18 protein-coding genes and 2 pseudogenes are annotated in these 20,038 nt (G+C 68.0%); 9 read left to right on the forward strand and 11 right to left on the reverse strand.

The annotated features are described in order from the left end of the window. Nucleotides 1-17: 17 nt before the first annotated feature. The 10 genes and pseudogenes from BW733_RS09065 to BW733_RS09110 all read right to left on the reverse strand — a co-directional run bounded on the left by BW733_RS09065 (nt 18) and on the right by BW733_RS09110 (nt 11,037). Nucleotides 18-719 carry an ion channel gene (locus tag BW733_RS09065; protein ID WP_077349831.1) on the reverse strand — a complete coding sequence of 234 codons (702 nt, stop codon included), beginning with the start codon at nt 717-719 and terminating at the stop codon, nt 18-20. Between the two features lie 147 nt (nt 720-866). Beyond that, nucleotides 867-1,418, reverse strand: a complete 552-nt coding sequence (locus BW733_RS09070; protein WP_077349833.1) for a substrate-binding domain-containing protein — start codon at nt 1,416-1,418, stop codon at nt 867-869. 173 nt (nt 1,419-1,591) lie between these two features. Further along, nucleotides 1,592-4,306, reverse strand: coding sequence for a LysM peptidoglycan-binding domain-containing protein (locus BW733_RS09075; RefSeq protein WP_077349835.1), 2,715 nt, complete (start codon nt 4,304-4,306; stop codon nt 1,592-1,594). A 31-nt stretch (nt 4,307-4,337) separates the two neighbouring features. Then, complete coding sequence (locus BW733_RS09080; protein WP_077349837.1) at nt 4,338-4,523, reverse strand: hypothetical protein; 186 nt, start codon at nt 4,521-4,523, stop codon at nt 4,338-4,340. Nucleotides 4,524-4,610: 87 nt separating this feature from the next. After that, entirely contained in the window at nt 4,611-5,492 is an 882-nt protein-coding gene (locus tag BW733_RS09085; protein WP_077349839.1) for a type II secretion system F family protein, read from the reverse strand. Further along, complete coding sequence (locus BW733_RS09090) at nt 5,489-6,349, reverse strand: type II secretion system F family protein (RefSeq protein WP_077349841.1); 861 nt, start codon at nt 6,347-6,349, stop codon at nt 5,489-5,491. The genes BW733_RS09085 and BW733_RS09090 overlap by 4 nt, the downstream gene beginning before the upstream one ends. Then, nucleotides 6,340-7,767, reverse strand: a complete 1,428-nt coding sequence (locus BW733_RS09095) for a TadA family conjugal transfer-associated ATPase (protein WP_077349843.1) — start codon at nt 7,765-7,767, stop codon at nt 6,340-6,342. The genes BW733_RS09090 and BW733_RS09095 overlap by 10 nt, the downstream gene beginning before the upstream one ends. Continuing rightward, nucleotides 7,764-8,564: a CpaE/TadZ family protein gene (locus BW733_RS09100; protein ID WP_077349845.1), complete on the reverse strand. Its 801-nt coding sequence runs from the start codon at nt 8,562-8,564 to the stop codon at nt 7,764-7,766. Before BW733_RS09100 ends, BW733_RS09095 begins: the two co-directional genes overlap by 4 nt. Beyond that, nucleotides 8,564-9,265: an SAF domain-containing protein gene (locus BW733_RS09105; protein WP_161490194.1), complete on the reverse strand. Its 702-nt coding sequence runs from the start codon at nt 9,263-9,265 to the stop codon at nt 8,564-8,566. Before BW733_RS09105 ends, BW733_RS09100 begins: the two co-directional genes overlap by 1 nt. Nucleotides 9,266-9,755: 490 nt before the next feature. Then, nucleotides 9,756-11,037 (reverse strand): annotated as a pseudogene (locus BW733_RS09110) (IS256 family transposase). A 348-nt stretch (nt 11,038-11,385) separates the two neighbouring features. On the opposite strand from BW733_RS09110, the pseudogene BW733_RS20110 reads away from it, so the two are divergent. From BW733_RS20110 to BW733_RS09150, 9 genes and pseudogenes are all read left to right on the forward strand, one after another. Continuing rightward, nucleotides 11,386-12,219, forward strand: a pseudogene (locus BW733_RS20110) (IS110 family RNA-guided transposase); the annotation flags it as partial. A 122-nt stretch (nt 12,220-12,341) separates the two neighbouring features. After that, nucleotides 12,342-12,647 (forward strand): helix-turn-helix domain-containing protein, encoded by a 306-nt coding sequence (locus BW733_RS19375; protein WP_237268135.1) that lies wholly within the window; start codon nt 12,342-12,344, stop codon nt 12,645-12,647. A 167-nt stretch (nt 12,648-12,814) separates the two neighbouring features. Next, entirely contained in the window at nt 12,815-13,171 is a 357-nt protein-coding gene (locus BW733_RS09120; RefSeq protein ID WP_077349849.1) for a type II toxin-antitoxin system RelE/ParE family toxin, read from the forward strand. Between the two features lie 126 nt (nt 13,172-13,297). Beyond that, on the forward strand, nt 13,298-13,705 hold the full coding sequence (locus BW733_RS09125; RefSeq protein WP_077349851.1) for a helix-turn-helix domain-containing protein: 408 nt from the start codon (nt 13,298-13,300) through the stop codon (nt 13,703-13,705). After that, complete coding sequence (locus tag BW733_RS09130; protein WP_077349854.1) at nt 13,705-14,211, forward strand: hypothetical protein; 507 nt, start codon at nt 13,705-13,707, stop codon at nt 14,209-14,211. The genes BW733_RS09125 and BW733_RS09130 overlap by 1 nt, the downstream gene beginning before the upstream one ends. 477 nt (nt 14,212-14,688) lie before the next feature. Then, on the forward strand, nt 14,689-15,522 hold the full coding sequence (locus tag BW733_RS09135) for a hypothetical protein (RefSeq protein ID WP_077349856.1): 834 nt from the start codon (nt 14,689-14,691) through the stop codon (nt 15,520-15,522). 39 nt (nt 15,523-15,561) lie between these two features. Next, a complete protein-coding gene (locus BW733_RS09140; RefSeq protein ID WP_077349858.1) occupies nt 15,562-16,047 on the forward strand; it encodes a hypothetical protein in 486 nt (161 codons plus the stop codon). A 66-nt stretch (nt 16,048-16,113) separates the two neighbouring features. Further along, a complete protein-coding gene (locus BW733_RS09145; protein WP_077349860.1) occupies nt 16,114-17,160 on the forward strand; it encodes an NAD(P)-dependent alcohol dehydrogenase in 1,047 nt (348 codons plus the stop codon). A 318-nt stretch (nt 17,161-17,478) separates the two neighbouring features. Further along, nucleotides 17,479-18,798, forward strand: a complete 1,320-nt coding sequence (locus BW733_RS09150; RefSeq protein ID WP_202970155.1) for an MFS transporter — start codon at nt 17,479-17,481, stop codon at nt 18,796-18,798. A gap of 4 nt (nt 18,799-18,802) precedes the next feature. Here the strand turns inward: BW733_RS09150 and BW733_RS09155 are convergent, their stop codons facing one another. After that, nucleotides 18,803-19,786 (reverse strand): ribose-phosphate diphosphokinase, encoded by a 984-nt coding sequence (locus tag BW733_RS09155; protein WP_077349864.1) that lies wholly within the window; start codon nt 19,784-19,786, stop codon nt 18,803-18,805. Between the last annotated feature and the right edge of the window lie 252 nt (nt 19,787-20,038).

Raw genomic sequence — 20,038 nt, forward strand, 5'->3', positions numbered from 1 at the left:
GCTGGGGCGTGTGCTGGTCAGCTCCGCTCGAAGTGCTCGTGGCGGCGGATGCCCATGGCGACCAGTCGGGCGACCACCATCGCCACGTACAGCATGCCGGCGATCTGCTGGATCATCACGACGGAGCGGGCGACGGGGCGCACGGGGACGACGTCCGACAGGCCGGTCGACGTCATGGTCGTCGTGCTGAGGAAGAGCAGCTCTATCCAGCTGCGGTTCTCGCCAGGGGTCGCGGCGACGAACGACCCGGGAGCCGCGTAGTTGAGGATCGAGTAGGCATAGGCGAACGTCCAGACGGCGACCGTGAAGCAGGCCCCGACCGCGAACAGGTCGTCGGTGGTCACCTTGTCGTCGCGGAACATGTAGGCGATCAGGGAGATGGTCGTGTACGCGTAGAACAGCAGGTGGAAGATGTCGCTGATCATGTGCACGGGCTGGGTCCAGCCGGTGACGCCGTCCATCACGGTCAGCACAACGCTCGGCACGAGCAGCAGGATGCCGACCCAGGTGAACATCGGAGTGGCGTTGACGGCGCGGATGGCCATGACGAGCACCACGAGGCCCAGCAGGCTGAAGAGGCTCCGACCGAGCGTGCTGCGGTCGCTGTCGAGGAACGGGTAGATCAGGATGCTGAGCAGTTGGACGGCGAGCAGGGTCGCGTTGGGGTTGCGCCGCACCGCTCGCCAGAACGGATGCCGCACGATCGTCGTCTGATCCATGGGCGTCACAGTAATGCCGTGAGGGTGCGTTCGCGGGTGGTCGATGCCAGCGACCCGGCGACGGGAAGGAGGAGCGACCGCTCAACGACAAGGCGGTTCGCGCCAGATCGGTCACCCGTATCGGGCCCGCGCCAAGCCCGATGTCGTTCAGCGGGACGGTGCCGCCGTCGTTCCCCGAACGACCAGTCCGGGCGGGATGATCACCCGGGGCTGCGAAAGCCTGGTCGTGGAACGGATCTGCTCGACGACGAGACGGACGAGCTCTTCTCCCATCCGGTGGAAGTCCTGGTGGACGGTGGTAAGCGGCGTGGGGAGGAATGCGCTGACGTTCAGGTCGTCGAAGCGGACGACCGAGACGTCCTCAGGGACCCGGCGGCCTGCCTCGAAGAAGGCCCGGATGGCTCCTATCGCCATCTCGTCATTGGCGCAGAAGACGGAGGTGACGGTTGGGTCGGCTGCCAGCCGCCACCCAAGTTCATAGCCCGAGTCGGCGCTCCAGTCGCCGTGCAGTGCTTCCGGCGCCCGGATCCCCGCGCCTTCGAGCGTCCTGCGCCACCCCCCGGCGCGCGCCATGGCGGGATCCGAGTCGGCAGGACCCGCGATGTGGTGAACCGTCTGATGACCAAGAGAGAGAAGGTGCGCGGTGGCCTCGCAGCTGCCCTGGGCGTGGTCAGAGCTGACGGCGGGGTAGAGGGCCATTAGGCGCGAGTCGGCAAAGAGGGTGTCACGCCGGTCTGGACAAGCGTGCGACGCGGTGGTTCGCCGTCGGAGCTCGGAGGAGCGATGCTCGGCATCGGCACTCCGTGATGGGGTCGTCGTGGCGCCGCCTCGGCGCTGGCCGAGGAGCCGCACCCGCGATGGGTGGGTGCACGCTAGTCGGCCGTCTCCCGCTCGGTGTTGCTCGACAGGTGGATCGCGTACTGCACCCGGCGGGCGAGCTCGGGGTCGAGGTCGCGACCCGCGGCGCGGATCGAGCGGTTGAGCACGACGATGGCACGCTCCAGTTGAGGTCGTCGGCCCGCGACGGCGAGGGCGTGGATCTCCCGGACGCTGAGCAGGTCGCTCTCGGGGGACGCGAGCCTGCCGCGTCCGACGGCCCACAGGGCCATGTCGGTGTCGGAGTGTTCGATGGCACGGTCGGCAAGCACGCAGGCGGCGTCGACGATCATGGCGACCATGTCGGAACGCAGCGACTGCGCCCAGTGCCACTGGAACGCGAGCGACCCGAGGGGCTCGCCGCGCACCATCCGAAGCGCCGCCCGGAGGGCCGCGGAGGAGGCCATGTTCACGCCGCCGGCCAGCATCGCCTCGAACCTCTCCCAGTCGGAGGTCACCCTCTCATCCAGCTTGATGCGGCCGGAGTAGGCGTCGGGCAGGAATGGCGCCCCGTCGTCGGCATCGCCCAGCCAGGTGCGAAGACGGCTCATGTTGGAGCGGCGGGTGGTCTCCGCGACGAGGAGCTCGCTCACCATGACGGTGGGTGTCGCGCCTGGGTTGGAGAGCAGCCAGGCGCAGTACTCCATGCACTGGCTGACCGCCCGGGTGGGTCTGGTTCCGGCGGTGGCGAGCAGTTCGACCTCGCCGAGCAGCAGCAGCGTCGGATACTCGGGCTGGCTGGGTGGTTCGGGCATCGGGTGCTCCTCGGCGTTGGCCTCGACGCGAGGGAGGGGGAGGACGTTGGGCGGGAGGTCGTCGGTGTCGCGCCACCAGGGGGCGCGTTCCGTCTCCACCGATCCCGCGGTTCGGAAGAGCTCGATCAGGCCGCGGCGGGCCGGTGCGGTGACCAGTTGGGGGGTGAAGCGGCTAGCGCCCCATTGCGCGGACTCCTCATCGATGGAGATCGAGGCGGCCTGGAGGTGCGGAGGATCTGTGCATTGTGCGACGACGCTGACCCCGACCGCGCCGAGGCTCAGTGCATCACCGACCGCGTCGAGGTCGGTCGGCGTGAGGGATTGCGTGAAGACGAACACGATGGGGGACCAGACCGAGGCCAGGTCGTGATCGGCACGGAGCTGTTCGAGCGTCGAACTGCGCATCTCGACCCGACGCTGCGAGCACGTGCGCGAGAGCTCGGCGAGACCGGTGGCGCTCCCGTCGACGCTGCCGATCCGCGGGTCGTCGAGGGCATCGGCCCAGTCGGCTCCGTCGACGAGCACCAGTTGGACCCCCTCTGACCAAGGCGCGGAGGACAGCGAGGTGACCAGGCTCGAGACGGCGGCGCCTGCAGCGGGACCGTGGAAGACGGTGGCGCGCTCGGCCTCGAGGTCGATGGCGACAGGAACCTCCTCGGCATCCCAGCCGAGCACCACCGAGGTGGGCTGCTCCCGGGGTGACGGGTCGTCCGCCGAGTCCGAATGGCTGGCAAGCGCCCCCCAGAAGCGGGTGGTCTGTTCGGTGACGGGGATGCTGCGCCGGCCGAGAGCGCGAGCGAGGAGCTGGGTCCGGCGGCGGGTGGCCACCCCTGCGACGACCCCCGCCGCGAGCAGGGCGCCCATGGGGCCGAGCAGAGCGGAGAGGTCGGGGCCGGACTCATCGACCGAGCTTTCCGCCGTCGCGCGCTCGGGGTCGACCGTCTCGGGCGGTGGGCTGACCGGAGCTGACGTGGGGAGGGTCGGGACGGCGGCGGCCTCCGTGTGGACGGGCAGCGGCGTGCTCTCGGGCGCAGGAGTCTGTTCGGCCTCCCGGGCCGAGTCATCCGGCTCCGGTCGCGCCTGCTGAGTCTCGGGTGGCGTCTGGGGCACCAACTCGGGCGTTGGCAGGGCGAGTCGCTCCGCCTCGGTGGGCGTGAGGCTGGTCATCGCCGGGGGATCGGGCAGGCGCAGGACCCAGCCGACGTCGATCTGATCGGGGTCGGCGATCTGATCACGGTTGAGCTCGTAGATCTGGGGCCAGCGTTCGCCGTCGCCGAGCGTGCGCTCCGCGATCTGCCACAGGGAGTCGTCCCGCTGCACCACGACGACCGAATCGGCGGTTCCCGCGCTGGCGACCGCGGCCTCGTCGACCGGCAGACGCAGACGCTGCCCGGCCTCGATGCGCAGCGAGTCGTCGATGCCGGGGTTGAGTTCCACGATCTCGCGCCAACGGACGCCGTCGCCGAGTTCGCGCTCGGCCACACTCCACAGCTCGTCGCCGGCTTCGACCGTGTATGTGCGCGTCCTCGTCTCTGCGCTCGGGGCGTTCTCTGCTTCGGCGTGGCGGGTCGGGACGGGTGTGCCGAGATCGACCACCGGGGGAGGGGCGGCGTCGTCTGCGCTTGCGATTCCCGGGGACGCGACCGCGGCGAGCACCAGAGCGGCGATGGCCGGCCTGAACCAGCCCGTGCCCGGGAGCCTCAACCGGATGCGCTGCCGAGAAGCGACGGCGACGAACTCGAACACCACGGTCACTGCCACCACCAGCCAGGCCAGCCAGCCGATCACGCTCAGCAGGGCCAGCACCAGGCGGGAGTCACCGGCTGAGGTCAGAGCCCGCAGCCAGTCGACCTGCAGGAGGTGGCCAGGGTTACCCAGCGTCGCCAGCAGGTAAGGGACGCCGATGAGCAGGGCGGCGAGGACGACAAGGGCACCCAGTGCGCGCACCGCCCTCATGCTGCGCTCCTCACCCTCAGCATGCTCATGCTCAGGTGGGCAGGTTATCGGTGACGTACGCGGTGATCGCGGTGATGATGATCAGGGCGATCGCCGCGGCACCGGCGAGCAGGATCGCGTTCTCGGTGCTCTGGCTGAGCCCGCGCTCGTCGCGGCGCGGTGGCGCGCCGCGGGTGAGCTCGATGAGCAGTCCTAGCGTGCGGTGGATTCTCGACATGGTTCCTCCTGTGTGGTGATTGTCTGGCGGTGGGTTTCGGGTCTTGCGGTTATCCACAGATCTGGGTTCTCGGATGTGTCCACAGGCTCACCCCGTCCCCAACAGCGTGAGTAGGGCGGGCGTGAGGAGCGCGACACCGAGCAGCAGCGCGGGAAGAGTCATCCAGAGCGACATGGACTCGCTCGCCTCCTGCGCAGCCTCCCGCTGGCGGTTGAGGTGGGCGTCGCGCAGTTCGCGGACGCGGGCCTGTAGCACCTCCGCCAGCCCGGCGCCCTGCTCTTCGAGTTGCATCACGTCAGCGAAGTCGGAGAGTTCGGCGACGTTCCATTCGTCGGCGATGCGGCGCAGTTCGTCCCACGGCTGGCTCTGCTCCATGCGTGCCCGCTCAAGTCCGGAGGAGATGCGTCGGAAGAGCGGCGCGTCCGAGATGGAGGCCGCGTTGGCGGTTGCCTGGGCAGCCGACGCGTTGGCGAGGCGCTCCAGGACGACCAGGTCGAAGAAGGTGTGGATGCCGTCGATGGCGGCTCGCCGGTGCTGTTCGGCGCCGTTGCGCAGCCGTAGGTCGGCGATGAAGTAGCCCGCGAGGCCGCCGAGGAGGGCGAGACCGAAGGGAGCGAGCCCCGGCTGCCTGCCGAAGAGGAGTTGGGTGAGCGCCCACAGCGTCGGCAGCAGGAGGCCCGCGAGGGTCCAGACGAGCTTTTCGACGAAGAAGTCGCCGACGGTGCGCCCCTGCAGGTTGAGCAGCCGCTGCTGTGTCTGGGTGAGGGGCAGGCCGATGCCGCGATGCAGCCGGTGCCCGAGGCCTTCGAGCCCAGCTGGACGGGTGTCCGTCTCCACCTGCGCTGGCTGGCGTCGGTCGAGGGCGGCCATGGCGTCGGCAAGGCGCAACTGTGGCCGGCTCGTGCCTCGGATGATCAGGATCAGGCCGAGCCCGGCGACCATGCCGCAGGCAATGGCGATGCCCGTCATGTTCCGCTCCGGAGGAAACGAGGCGCCATCGGCGGAACGGTGCGGCGGCGCAGCATGACCAGACAGCCGAGGTAGGCGAAGGCCAGCGACAGGGCGATGAGCTGGCCGAGCGGGGTGGTGTAGGCGGCGAAGAAGGTGGGGTTGAGCAGCAGGGCGCCGAGCAGCACGGCGAGCGTGATCAGCGTGACCTGCCGCACGACGGCGCGAGGCTTGGCGCGTTCGGCGGCGATCTCGCGCAGCGCCCGCAGCCGGTCCTGGATGTTGTCGGAGAGCGCGGCCAGCGTCGCCCTACCTCCGGATCCGCCCCGCGAGGAGGCGATGGCCAGTGCCGCCACCACGGCATCAGCGTCGGCAGACTCCAGTTCGTCTGCCATGGCCCAGAGGCTGTCGCGCATCGTCCAGCGCTGGTCCAGCCGCATGCAGAGTCGTGCAACAGGCTCGCGCAGTGCTGGCGAAATCTGTCGTCGGGTGGCGAAGATCGCGTCTCGGATGGACTTGCCTGCCGACAGCGATGTGGAGATCAACCGCACCCACCGATCGAGCGCGGCGAGCGTGTCGATCTCGCGTTGTGGTGGGGCCGAGAGCAGCAGCGGGATCAGGATCAGGGTCGCCGGGACGAGCAGCAGGGCCAGCAACCAGCCGGAGATGACCGCGGCGAGGACGCCGACGGCCAGAGAGACGAGGATCCACGTTTTCCTCAGCCTTGGGAGGCTTTCCCACCAACTCCTCACTCTTGTCCACAGACCTGTGGATGAACCTGTGGACGGTGGACGCTCGGCGCGGATCAGCCCCGCCAGCAGGAGGAGGACCCCGAGCCCGATGGCGCAGCCTGCTGAGATCGCGAGAGTCAGGCCCATAGCGCCGCCCTGTCGAACTGGGCCAGCTCTGCCGACATCCCCGCCTCCGGTTGGAACAGTTCCGGCTGGGAGTCGGTGCCTGCCCGGTACACGAGGTGGGTGGTCGGTCTTCCCGCCTCCATCGAGCCGGTCAGCTGGCGAACCTCTGAGACGAACCGTCTGCGGGTCCCGCCCCGCCAGGCATCGTCCTGGAGGGTGACGTGGACCACGAAGTCCATGTGGTGGGCGATCTGACGCATGGCGTCCTCGATGCTCATCACGCGGCCCTGGGCGACGCGTCCGGCGAGCCGGTCGAGGGTCGAGGAGGCGGAGTGGGAGTGCGTCGTCGACAACGTGCCTGCGCCCGACTGCATCGCCTCGAACATCGCGCCGGCCTCGGCGCCGCGGACCTCGCCCACGACCAGGCGGGTCAGGTTCTGACGCAGAGCCTCCGGGATGAGGTCGGCGACGGTGTAGGTGCCGACGTCGCCCGCCGCCGTCTGCTCGCCCATGCCGATGCGTGCCTGCAGGGCGAGCACGTTGCGGCGGTTCTCGAGGAGATGGGTGAGCAGTTCGTAGTCGGTCTCGAGCGTGCCGAACCGTTCACTCGGATGGATGGCGGCGATCAGCGCGCGGAGCAGGGTCGTCTTGCCCGCACCCTGGTCTCCTGAGATCACGATCGACTTGCGGCCGAGCACCGCGGACTGCAGCAGCCGGGCGACCCGCTGGGGCAGCATTCCGTCCTCGGCAAGGTCGGCGAGCGTCACGTCGGTCAGGAGGTGCTGGCGGATGACGACGCTCGGCCGGTAGGAGAGACCGAAGCCGATCGCGTGCAGTCGGAAGCGGTCGCCCAGTGCGAGGGTCATCGTCGGATGCAGTTCGTCGAACGGGCGCGCAGGGGAGGCGGTCTCTCCGAGGAACCGGATCGCGTCGACCAGTTCGTCGTCGGTGTCGGCGATCGGTGCGTGCGGTTCGCGGTGCCCGTCTGTGTACTGGACCATCACGGAGTCACAGCCGTGGATCTCGATGTTCTCCGCCGTGGGGAGCTCGAAGAGTGGTTGCAGCCGGCCGTATCCGAAGATGGCGCTCTCGACGGCGTCGGCGTAGCGGCCTTCCAGTTCGAGCGGCCAGAGGGCCTCGCCCGTCTCGCCGAGGCTCTGGGCCCTTGCGTGGACGACGGAGCGGATGATCGCGCGGCCTTGGGCACGTCGGTCGGCCTCCGGCATGGGTTGCCCTCGTGATGACATCCACTCTGTGGAGGCCTTCGTGATCAGTTCGGCGGCCTCGCGCCGCAGGGAGACGACGACCTGCCAGTCGATCTGGGCAAGTAGCTGCGCGCGTTGGGCAGGGCGGCTCGTCGGCGGGCCGGTGGTCGGGTCGCGCACCACCCCGAGCTGACCGAGCACCCCGGCAAGCGAGGGCACCCCTCCGATGCTCATGCGGCACCCCCTGAGACGGACTCCGCGAGCTCGCGCGCCCGGCTCACGCGATCGGACAGCGCCTTCGCCTCAGACCGGAAGCGGCCCATGAAGCGCGAGTCGTGGAAGCGGCGCGGCTCGTCAATGCCGTCACTGAGCACCGATGCGGACTTCGGGTCCCAGCTCTGTTCGACCCATGCCGCGAGGCCGAACTGTGCGGAGATCTCGGCGCTCGAGTAGGGCTGCCCAGGCCCGATGATGGCCAGGGCCGCCGGACGTTGGGTGGGCATCGCCCGAAGTTGGTCCTCCAGCGTGGCCAGATGGATGCGCGCCGCGGCGAGCGAGCGGAGGGAGGAACGGACGCACAAGATGACGGCGTCGGCCACGCCGAGCAGGCCAAGGGGGAGCCCGTTCACGGAGATCCGGCCCGCGTCGACGAGCACGTCCACGCCGCGGTCGCCGAGCATTTCGAAGGCCTCGCCGAGGCTGGCCCACACATGCTCGAAGAGGCGCGAGGCTCCCGCGGAGGTGAACCCGGGGAGCAGGCGACGCTGCTGCTCGCCTTGTTGGATGAGGGGAAGCGTCTGTCGCCAGATCTCCGGGGCCAACAGGGTGCCCTCGCGGTGCAGGTGGGCCAGCGCCATCAGGCCACGCCCGCCGTGGTCCATGCCGCGCAGGTAACCGGCTTGGACGGCCTGCCCGGGGTCGCGGTCGCAGTCTGCGAGGAGGACATGGCGCGGCCAGGTGAGAGCCAGGCCAAGTGCCGTCGTCGTGACGCCCGGCGAGCCGGTTCCTGAGGTGAGCACGATGACGGCCATCAGGCACCGACCACCACGATTGCCACCTGGTCTGAGGCCGACAGCTTGGCCACGAGATCGGCGCTCTCGTCGGCCACCCGGACGTCGACCACGTAGGTGGCCCCATCGTCGAGGAGTCGTGGGGCGCTGGCGGTGACGGCCTCCACCGCGACGTCCTCGGCAGAGTCCTTGCCCCCGGTGGCCTCGGCCGCGTTCTGGGCTGGCGCCTCGAGTCCGACGATGCGCACCGTGGTGCCGAGCGGGATGTCCGTCGAGGGAAGCTTGCCGAGCGGAAGCCTCAGACCGACGAGGCTCTGACCACCTGGCAGCGGATCGTCGCCGACGTGTGCGTCGGATGGGAAGGCCCCACGGGGAAGGTCGGTGAGGGCCTGCTGGCCGACGAGGACATCGAACTTGTCTGAGCCGAGGGCATCGACGCCAAGGTCGCCGGGTACCTCCACGACCTTGAGATCGGACTGCTCGATCACCTCCCCGCGCCGCACATCGGCTGCCATCACGATCACGGCCCGATGGTCGGCGTTGAGGGTGTAGAGATACGCGGCCCCGAGACCGCCGAGGACGACGAGGAGCACGCCGAGGGCGATCAGCTTCGGGCTGCGCCTCGCCCGGAGTTGGACCGCGTCGGGGCGGGGCGCGGCAGGAGGCGTGGTGTCCGGCTTCGTCGGCCGCTGTGACGGCGTCTGCCGTTGTGGGCTGTGCATCATCGCCTCCCCTGCGTGTTCCGTCAGATTAGGCGCGGCATCGCCGCTTGTCAGGGGAGTAGGACTTCTTGTGGACAACTTCGACGGATAAAGCGCTTCAATGCCCGGCTCTGTGGATAATGTCCCGTGGGTTGACGCTCGTAATCGCGTTCATATGCTCCGCTCCCCGGTGTTTCCGAGTGAGCCAGGAGCTTGTTTGGACCGCCGCCACTTTGGGGCGGCTGCCCGTGGAGACTGCCATGGAGCTCGGGCAGGTCCGCGCCACTCTGCCAAGCGCGGATGATGAGGGGCGATAGCCCACATGGGGCAGCGACGCCGCTCGCTCCGCAGTTTCGGGGTGTCGCTTGAAGTTGGAACGTCGGTCGCCATTGGAACTCCGTGCTATTCGACCGCCGAACCGACCTCAACGGCAGGTGGGCGATGCCGAGGGTCAAGTCCTTTTGAGTGGTGTATCGAGGCTTTGTCGGGTTCCTCGTGGTCGGGTGGGTTGTCAGGCGGCGAGTGCCGCGTGGCCGGGGTCGTCGGTCATGGTGTCGCTGACCTGTAGGGCGGCTTGTTCAGCCGCGGCTTTCGCGGCTGCTTCGGCGAGCATCGTGTCGGTCGCGGTCAGAGATTCCAGGCTCATGTAGCGCCGTGATTCGGTCCATTCGTCGTGCTGCTCGGCCAGCACCGCGCCGACGAGTCTGATCACCGCGACTCGGCTGGGGAAGATGCCGACGACGTCGGTGCGTCTCCGGATCTCCTTGTTGAGCCGTTCGTTCGGGTTGTTCGACCAGATCTTCTTCCACACCTCCTTCGGGAACTTCGTGAACGTGAGCACCTCATCGCGGGCGCCCTCGAGGTGCTCGGCAGCGGCCGGCAGATGGGTGGCCAGGGTGTCGATCATGTGCTCGTACTGGGCGATCACCGCCTCGACGTCGGGCTGGGTGTAGACGCTGTGCAGCAGCGCTTTCACCGCGGGCCACTGCGACTTCGGGCACACCGCCATCAGGTTCGCCGCGTAGTGGGTGCGGCAGCGCTGCCACTGCGCCGTCCCGAACACCGCCCCGGCCGCTTCGACCAGCCCGGCATGGGCATCGGAGGTGATCAGCTCCACCCCCGACAGGCCGCGGGCAGCCAGATCACGGAAGAACCCGAGCCACCCCTCCCTGGTCTCCGCGGTGCCCAGTTGCAGGCCGAGGATCTCGCGGTAGCCGTCGTTGTTGATGCCGGTGGCGACCATGGCGGCGACCTTGACGACCCGGCCGTGTTCACGCACTTTGAGCACGAGCGCGTCGGCGGCGACAAACCGATACGGCCCAGCATCGAGCGGCCGGGTGCGGAACGCTTCGACCTGCGCATCCAGGTCTTTACTCATCTCTGAGACCTGCGATTTCGACAGGCCCGTGATGCCGAGTCTGCACCAGTTTGTCCATCCGGCGGGTGGAGACGCCGAGCAGGTAGCAGGTGGCGACCACCGTGGTCAGCGCTGCCTCGGCGCGGCGGCGCCGCTCCAGGAGCCAGTCGGGAAAGTAGGTGCCTTCGCGCAGTTTCGGGATCGCGACGTCGATGGTGCCGGCGCGGGTGTCCAGGTCCCGGTGCCGGTAGCCGTTACGCCGGTTGGTGCGCTCATCCGAGCGGGCGCCGTAGGCGGCGCCGCACACGCTGTCAGCCTCGGCCGACAGCAGGGCATTGATGAAGGTGGTGAGCATCTGACGCATCAAGTCCGGCGAGGCCTGGGTGAGCAGATCGGACAGAAACGCCTGGGGGTCGATATCGTGGGGAGCGGTCATCGCGGGTGTCCCTTTCGAGTGGGATGTGAGAGTTTCCTCGAAAGCCTCCCGCGGTGACCGCTTCTACTTCGCGGTCGACACGCCAACCGGAGTCAACGTGCTGCGGGATTCGTACACAGAGATGATGGATTCGGCTCCGGCGCCGGCGTGACCCGAAATTACACGGACGCCGTTCGCGGCTGTCTTTTTGTGGATCTGTCCGTCGACGCCGGGGTCGCTGCGGGCCGGGCGGGCACATGACTTGATAGGAGCCTGACCGGGAAGTCGTCTCACCTTTGTGCTGTCTGCACTTACCCGACCCGCGGTGACGTTCATCACCATTGGAAGGGAATCTCGTCAATGACGAGCATGACACTCGACCCGCCGCTGACCAACCCGTTGCCACCAGGCTCCGAGTTGGTCGCCGGGGTCGACACGCACAAGAACACGCATCAAGTCGCGATCCTCGATCTCGTGGGCCGACCTGTCGCGGACCGAGAGTTCCGTGCCGACGGTCGCGGTTACGCGCAGATCGTCGCGTTCCTCCACGCGCACGGTGATGTCGTCCGTATCGGGGTGGAGGGAACGGGGTCGTACGGGGCTGGCCTCGCACGCGCGCTGACCACGGCGGGGCTGACCGTCATCGAAGTCGCGCGACAGGACCGGCAAGCCCGCCGTCGTCGCGGCAAGTCCGACCCCCTCGACGCCCACCAGGCAGCGGTCGCTGTCCTCGCAGGAACGGACACCGCGATCCCAAAGTCTGGTGATGGCGCGGTCGAGTCGATGCGGATCCTCCTCGCAGAGCGGCGCTCGGCGGCCAAGGCCAGAGCGCAAGTGATGAACCAGATCCACGCGCTGCTGATCACCGCACCCGAGCTCGTGCGACAGGCGTTCCGCGCTCTCAGCGGGCAGCGTCTGGTGAACACGCTCGCCAAGACTCGGCCCGGAACAATCACGTCCCCCGATCCCGCGGTCGTCGCCCGGCAGACACTGCGACGGTTCGCGGTCCGACACCTCACGATGCAAGCCGAGATCGACCTGATAGAACAACAGTTGGAGATGCTCGTCCGGCAGGTCAACCCCACGCTGCTGTCCCTGAGCGGAGTCGGTCCTGTCACCGCAGCGACGCTCCTGGTCGCCGCGGGCGACAACCCCGAGCGGCTCGGAACCCGCGCCAGCTTCGCCGCTCTCGCCGGTGTCGCCCCGATCCCCGCCTCCTCCGGACAACGCACACGGCATCGACTCTCTCGCGGCGGGACCGGCACGCGAACGCCGCGCTGCACCGGATTGTGCTGTTGCGCATGCGGCATCGCGAGCCTCGGACGATGGCCTACTTCGAGAGGCGTCGTTCGGAGCAACTCACCGACCGTGACATCATGCGCTGCCTCAAACGACACGTCGCGAACGAGATCTATGCCGCTCTGCTCAATCCCGCCACCGACAATCCCGTCGGGCGCGAACTCCGAGCACGCCGACAAGCGAAAGGCATCCCGATCAGCGTTCTCGCCGCCACTCTCGGCGTCCCCTACCAGCGGCTCCGACGACTCGAGATCGGCACTCGCGCCGACCCTGAACTCGAGGCCCGAGCGACCGCCATCCTGGAGCAGATCAGCCCGCCACTGGCCGCTTGACAGCAATAGGAGCATCCACTCTGCCGGACGCAACTGATGCCGAGGGGGAGAACGAGCTGTCACAGGCGGAACTACAGTCGTGCGGTTTCACGTTCCCGCTTGTCTCAGCGATCCGTTAATCTGGAGTTGATGGATCTTCGCCCAGTGTCTTAGAGTCAGGAGGCGGCGTGGCCTCGACCTGCACCGAGTGGGATTGGTGGAAGGCATCCCCCGAGAGCCCCAACAGCAAACCGCTCAAGCTCTTCCGAAAACTGCCCGCGCGTGCCCAGGGTGCCTTGTTCCGGATGATGCAACGATGGATTTCGGGTGATCTCAGGCCCGACGGGGGAGACTGCAAGTCACTGGGTAACGGGGTCTACTACTTCCGTTACCGCGACGGGAACAACCAGTATCGCGTTTACTTCAAGATGGTGGGGACGACGGCTCTCGGGCTCCATGCGATCTACAAGAACAAGCAACGGATCCCGCAAGAGGTGATGGACGTCGTGATGGAACGGGCTAGCTCGGGAACTGCACGGACGTAGGAGTTCGCGGCGGGCTTCAAGCCCCACCCAACTGTTCGCTCAGGCTGGCTGGTCTTGGCCTAGAACAGCAGGTATCGTTAGAAACCGATAGCTCTCCCCCAGGCTGTCGTGAGGAGGAGGAGGCAAATGAACGACTTCATGCGTTCTATGGAGCGCCTGCTTGAAGAGGATGCTGAGTTCCGGGCTGGCTACGACGATGCTGTCGAGCGCGAGCGGATGATCGCGACGCTTGTCGAGTGGCGCGACAAGGCGGGCATGAGTCAGAAGCAGGTCGCCAAGGCTATGGGTGTCGGGCAGTCGACCATCTCCCAATTTGAGGGCTCCACCGACCCGCGCCTGTCCACCGTGCAGCGGTACGCGCGTGCTGTGGGCGCTAAGGCGCACTTCCTCGTTGGGTCTACCCCCAGCCCTGCCCAGGCGAACTGGCACGTTACGGCTCCGACCCAGCCGTCGAGGCGGGTTTGGGAAGGGGACACTGCTTCCACTACCACCCGTGTCGGAAACAGCCGCTCCGCGTTTGCAAAGGCAGCCTGATGTCGGAGACGTCTCTCCGTCTGCTGGCGTCGCGGATCGCTGGGCAGGCGGATCTCAAGGATGTGCGGACGGCGAAACTCCACGCCGAGATGGCTTTCCCCCCGGCCCCTGGCGCACGGCTTTCATACGAACTGCGCGCCGACTTTGAGTATGGCTTGCCAGAGGAAGACGGCGACCCTACTGTCATCTCGGGCGAGTACACCATTCCCTTGTGGATCATTGACGAAGATGGCGAGCGGGACCAGTTCGCAGAACTGTCGTTCGCTCTCGTGGCGCTTTACGAGGTTCCCGACTCGCCGACGGGGGAGCCCTATCGGCCCGAGGAATGGAACGCGTTCGTCCAGACGACCGGGCAGTTCGCCCTGTATCCCTTCGCTCGTGAGACAGCTTCGATGCTTTCCACCCGTCTTGGGGTCCCGCCCCTCACGTTAGGGATGCTTCGTCTGCGGCTGGATGAGGATGAGGTGCACGACGAGCTTGCGGTTCACGACCCGCGTCCTGACTAGGGCGCGGTCCCTGAAGAACTGATCATCCATCGGCATGGAGCGGCCAACCGGCTCACTCGGCGGGATGACCGCGGCCAACGCGCGGAGCGACCCCTTGCCCCGCGCGGACGAGGAGGCCTCACTGACGGATCGCGTCGACCATTTCGTCGTCAGTGTCGGTGAACAAGTGCGCGGGTCCGCCGTGCCCGTCGTACTGCACGGAACACGGTGGCGCAGCCGCGGATCTCGAGGTCTTGTGAGTCGGGAGCTCTGGGGGCAGCCGGTGGCATCTGAAGATGGCGTCGAGCCGCGAGCGAACTCGACGGCCCGCTCAGCCTCGTCCGGCGCGCCCCTGGCAGGGGCCGGGTTCGATCCGCGCACCCAAAGCTGCGCGACCCCGCTGCACGGATGCTCACCTGGCGGGGGTAGAGTTTGACTTCCTGAGATTCCTGAGAGAATCTTGGGGAGGTCAGTACGACAAGTTGTAGGGAGTGCTCTGTGCGCAAGTGGATCGCCGCCGCGGCCGTCGGCGTCACCGCAGCCCTCGCCTCCGTCGTCGCGACGACCGCCACCGCACTTCCGCTGGCACCCACCCCCGTCGCGCCGGTCACCGGCATCCCGAACCCCTGCGCGTCGACCAAGCCGTTCCCCGAGGACGCGTCGATCGCCGAGCTCAAGGCCGGGATCACCGAGAACTTCGGCTTCGAGCTGACCGGATCCCAGTGGACTGGGGAGCGTCGCCCCTCGATCAAGATCCTGTGGCAGACCCTCGACGCGATGGAGTGCACCACCTACCGGGCCGACCTCCAGAAGAAGGTCGACGGCAACGTCGGGTTCAACGCCTCCAACATCGGCGGCTACGCCTGGGGCGACTGGAGCCTCACCAAGACGGGCTACGTCACCTTCGACTTCTCCAAGTTCCAGAAGGCGCTCGACTCCGGAGACGAAGGCCGCCTCACCCGCCTCGTCGCCCACGAGCTCGCCCACGTGCTGAACTCCGACCGCTACTCCGATCCCGAGTACTGGACGATCTTCAAGAAGCTGCACGCCTCCGAGGGCCGCTTCTCCCAGTACGCAGGCAGCAGCGTCACCGAGACCTTCGCCGACGTCGTCGGCTACTACGTCGGACGCTGCGCGCTCGACAACCCGTACGACACCGGCAAGTACGACGCCTACTACGAGTACGCGAAGACCTACGTCTTCGGCGGCAAGGAGTTCGGCCCCGCCCCCGGCGAGACCATGAACTGCACCGTCCCGTCCGCGGACGCCGAGCTGCCGATGCCCGGAGCCGAGCCCACCGCCGAGTGGCTCGAGGGCCTCTCCGGCGAGTGAACCGCCACCGCTGACCCGAACGGTCGGCATGCTTGAGCAATGTCCAAGCGCTCCCTCTGGATCCTGATCGGCGTGGTCATCGTCGCCGCCGTCGCCATTGTCTCCGCCATCTTCGTCTCCGGTCTGATCCTGGCCACCGACGCCAAGGACGGCGACGAGATCTGTCAGCGGGAGGCCCGCTCCGACTCGTGCACCGACCTCACGCCCGAAGTGATCGGCGACCTGATGCAGATGGAACTGCCAGACAGCGTCACCGTCGAGAGTTCCGAGTACCAGCAGTTCCAGGACTGGCACCTCGAGGCGACCTTCGTCGTCCCGCCCGAGGACGTCGCGGCCTGGGAAGAGACCCTCGGCGCCTACCCGGCCCCGACGACCGAGCAGTGCCTCGGTAAACCGGACCTCGGGCCCGACCAGGTCTGCGCCATGATCAGCGCCGAGGAGGGCGACGGCGAGCAGCGCAGCTACATCCGGGCCGACCAGGCCGACGGCAGCGTCAAGGTGGCCGTGGAGGCCATCGGATTCTGACCCGACGGTAAGCTTCTGCCGAGCCCGGGACGCGGGCCTCACACCACCGATTTCCGTGGAGGAAGCATGCCCGAGGTTGCCGCCTACGCCGTCGACTCGCCCACCGGCGACTACCACCCGACCACCATCACGCGCCGCGAGCCCGGCCCGACCGAGGTCTTCTTCGACATCCACTACGCGGGCATCTGCCACTCCGACATCCACACCGCGCGCGGCGAGTGGGGACCGATCACCTACCCCTTCGTCGGCGGCCACGAGATCGCGGGCGTCGTCAGCCAGGTCGGCTCCGAGGTGACCAAGTTCAAGGTCGGCGACCGGGTCGGCGTCGGCTGCTTCGTCGACTCGTGCCGCGAGTGCGAGATGTGCAGGCAGGGCGAGGAGCAGTTCTGCACCTCACGCCCCGGCACCGTGTGGACCTACAACGGCGTCGGCCGCGACGGCCTCCCCACCAACGGCGGCTACTCCAAGGGCATCACCGTCGAGCAGGACTACCTGATCCGCGTCCCCGACGAGGTCAGCCTCGAGCACGCCGCACCGCTGATGTGCGCGGGCATCACCACCTACAACCCGCTCAAGCGCTGGGGCGCCGGCCCCGGCAAGCGCGTCGGCATCGTCGGCATGGGTGGCCTGGGCCACATGGGTGTGCAGTTCGCGGCCGCCCTCGGCGCCGAGACGATCGTGCTCGGCCGCACCCTCGCCAAGCGCGACGACGGCCTGGCTCTCGGTGCCAGCGACTACGTCTCGACCCAGGACGCCGACGCAATGAAGGCCCTTCGCGGCAGCTTCGACCTGATCCTCTCGACCATCTCCGACGGCATCGACCTCAACGCCATGCTCGGGCTGCTCAAGGCTCACGGTGTGCTGGTCAACGTCGGGCTCCCCCAGAACTCGTCGACGTTCGACATCGGCGTGCTCACCGGTCAGGCCCGCGTGCTAGCCGGGTCGAACATCGGCGGCATCGCCGAGACCCAGGCCATGCTCGACTTCTGCGCCGAACACGACCTGCGGCCCATCGTCGAGGTGATCAGCGCGGACAAGATCAACGAGGCCTACGAAAACGTCGTCTCGTCGAAGGTCCGCTACCGCTACGTGATCGACGCTTCCACCATCTGACGGTCCTGCCCCGGCGTCCTCACCGGCGCCCGGGGCAGGTCAGAGCCACCTCTGGAAGCGGGGCGCGCAAGACTAGCACAGCGCGCCCGACGCACTTGCCGCACCCCCTGGTCCGCGGCGCGACAAGGGGTGGAATGATGTCGCATGCAGGCACAGCGTCCACTGTCCTGCGGCCGGCCGGGTCGGCCCGACAGCTCCCGGCACTCGGGCCGACCCTTGGGGCCGACCGTGGTCTGGACGCTTACCTGCCGCTCAGCGTCGAGCGCCCAAACTTCCCCTCATCCGTCGCGCGCTCGTATGGTTGCTCCCGGAGGCGACGTGAGCAACAACGGATACGGCCGGGCGGCATGGGTGGTCTGGGGAGTCGGACTCTTCGCCTACGCCGTCGTCGTGATGCACCGCACCTCGCTCGGCGTCGCCGGGCTCGAGGCGGCCGACCACTTCAACACCACGCCCGGCGTGATCTCCACCTTCGTCGTCCTCCAGCTCGCCACCTACGCCATCGCCCAGGTACCCGTCGGCCTGCTGCTCGACCGGTTCGGCTCCCGCATCCTTCTCACGGCGGGCGTCCTGTTGGCCGGGGGAGGGCAGGTGCTGCTCGCCTTCGCCGAGGATCTCCCGCTCGCCTACGCGGCCCGGCTCCTGCTCGGCGTCGGCGACGCCTGCATCTTCAACTCCGTGCTCAGGCTGCTTCCCCGCTGGTTCGACGCGAGAAGGGTGCCCGTCCTCAGCCAGGTCACCGGCATGTTCGCGGCCATCGGCCAGATCGCGGCAGTGGGGGTCGTGCTCCCCCTGATCCAGGGCTACGGCTGGACGACCGGCCTGCTGATCGCGTCGACGACGTGCGTGGTCTCCGCGGTCGCGTCGGCCGTATTCGTGCGCAACTCGCCCCGGGGTGAGCCGACCGCGGTGGTGGCCGACCCGCTGCGCGAGATCCCGCGCAACATCCTCGGCGTGACGAAGCATCCCGCCACCCAGCTCGGCTTCTGGATCCACTTCACCTCCGGCTTCTCGATGAACACGTTCCTGTTCATGTGGGGCATGCCGTACCTCATCGTCGGGCAGGGCCTCAGCCAGCTCGAGGCGTCAGGACTGTTCACGCTGCTGTCGGTCGCGTCGATGGTCGCCGGGCCCATCGTCGGGGCGCTGACGGCGCGCCACCCGCTGCGCCGCAGCAACCTCGCGCTCATCGTGATCGGCAGCCTGATCGTCGCCTGGACGCTCGTGCTCGCCTGGCCGGGAAAGGCCCCCGCGCTGCTGCTGTTCGTGCTCGTGATCGTGATCGCAGTCAACGGCCCCGGAACCGGCATCGGGTTCGACTTCCCGCGCACCAACCTCCCCGTCACCCGCCTCGGCGCGGCCAACGGTGTCGTGATCGCCGGCGGCTTCACCGGCGGCACCGTCCTGATCCTGGTGATGGGCGTCTTCCTCGACTGGATCGCCGGAGGCGAGCAGTACACCGCCCAGGATCTGCGCTGGGCCTGGATGCTGCAGGCGCCGTTCTTCGCGATCGGCATCGCGGGCATCCTGCTCAGCCGTCGGCGACTCCGCGCGCTGATGGCCGCTCAGGGCGTCATCGTGCCGAGCTGGCGCGAGGTGGTCGAGCGGATCCGGCGCAGCCGCGGATCGGCCGGCTGACCCTCTAGAACAGACCCTCGGGCGCCTGGGGCGGGGGAGCGTAGGCGGGGTCGACACCGTTGAACAGCTTGCTCACGGAACGGCCCCGGTGGATCCGGTCGATCGCATCGGCGAACAGCCCCGCGACGCTGAGATGCTGCAGCCCCGGGAAGTGCGCGGGGGCGGGGACAGTGTTGGTCGAGACCACCTCCGTGATCCGCGACGACGAGGTGAGCCGCTCCACGGCCTTGCCCGTGAACAGCCCGTGCGTGCAGGCAACCGAGACCTCGTTGCAGCCGAAGTCGCCCAGCCGGTTGACGATCTCCATGATCGAGCCGCCGGTGGCGATCTCGTCGTCGAGGACGATCGCCTTCTTGCCCGTGACGTCGCCGACGATGGAATCGATCACAACGCGGTCGTCTGCGAAGCGCTGCTTCGAGCCAGCGGCGACCGGAAGGTTCAGCAGCCGGGACAGCAGCGTCGCCTGCTTCGCGTTGCCCAGGTCGGGCGAGACGACCACGTGGTTGCTGAGGTCGCGGCCGCGGTAATGGTCGGCCAGCACCCCGAGCGCGGTCAGATGATCGACCGGAACAGAGAAGAATCCGTGCACCTGCGGGGCGTGCAGCGCCATCGTCAGCACCCTGTCGACGCCCGCCGTCGACAGCATGTCGGCCACGAGTCGGCCGCCGAGCGAGATGCGCGAGGCGTCCTTCTTGTCCGAGCGCGCGTACGCGTAGTGCGGCATGACGGCGGTGATCTGGCGCGCGGAGGCTCCACGGGCAGCGTCGATCATCAGGAGCAGCTCCATCAGGTGCTCCTGCGTCGGAGGCACGAGCGGCTGGACGATGTAGACGTCGCGTTGGCGGCAGTTCGCGAGCAACTGTGCCTGGAGGCAGTCGTTGCTGAACCGGGAGATCTTCACGCCGGACCGCTCCACCCCGAGGTGGTCGCAGATCTCATCGGCCAGAGCCGGATGCGCGGAGCCGGAGAAAACGACGATGCCCTTCACAAAGTGGCCTTTCCTCGGATATGGGGACCAGCCTAGCGACGAAGAATCCCCGACGTGATGCGCCCAGCCAAAGCGGACGGTGCGCGCAGGCACAGCGACCCGTGACGTGGCGGGGGTAAGAGGGAAGGCGACGCTCGCCCGCAGGCCTCCCGGCGCGTGGGTCGTGCCCATTGCGGCGAAGCAGCTCTGCGCGAACGCAAACTCCCCAGATGATCGTCTGCCTGGGTTTGACTGCAATACTGTTCGTCATGC

Origin of the sequence: Tessaracoccus flavescens, assembly GCF_001998865.1 — a bacterium.
GTDB classification, from domain to species: domain Bacteria; phylum Actinomycetota; class Actinomycetes; order Propionibacteriales; family Propionibacteriaceae; genus Arachnia; species Arachnia flavescens.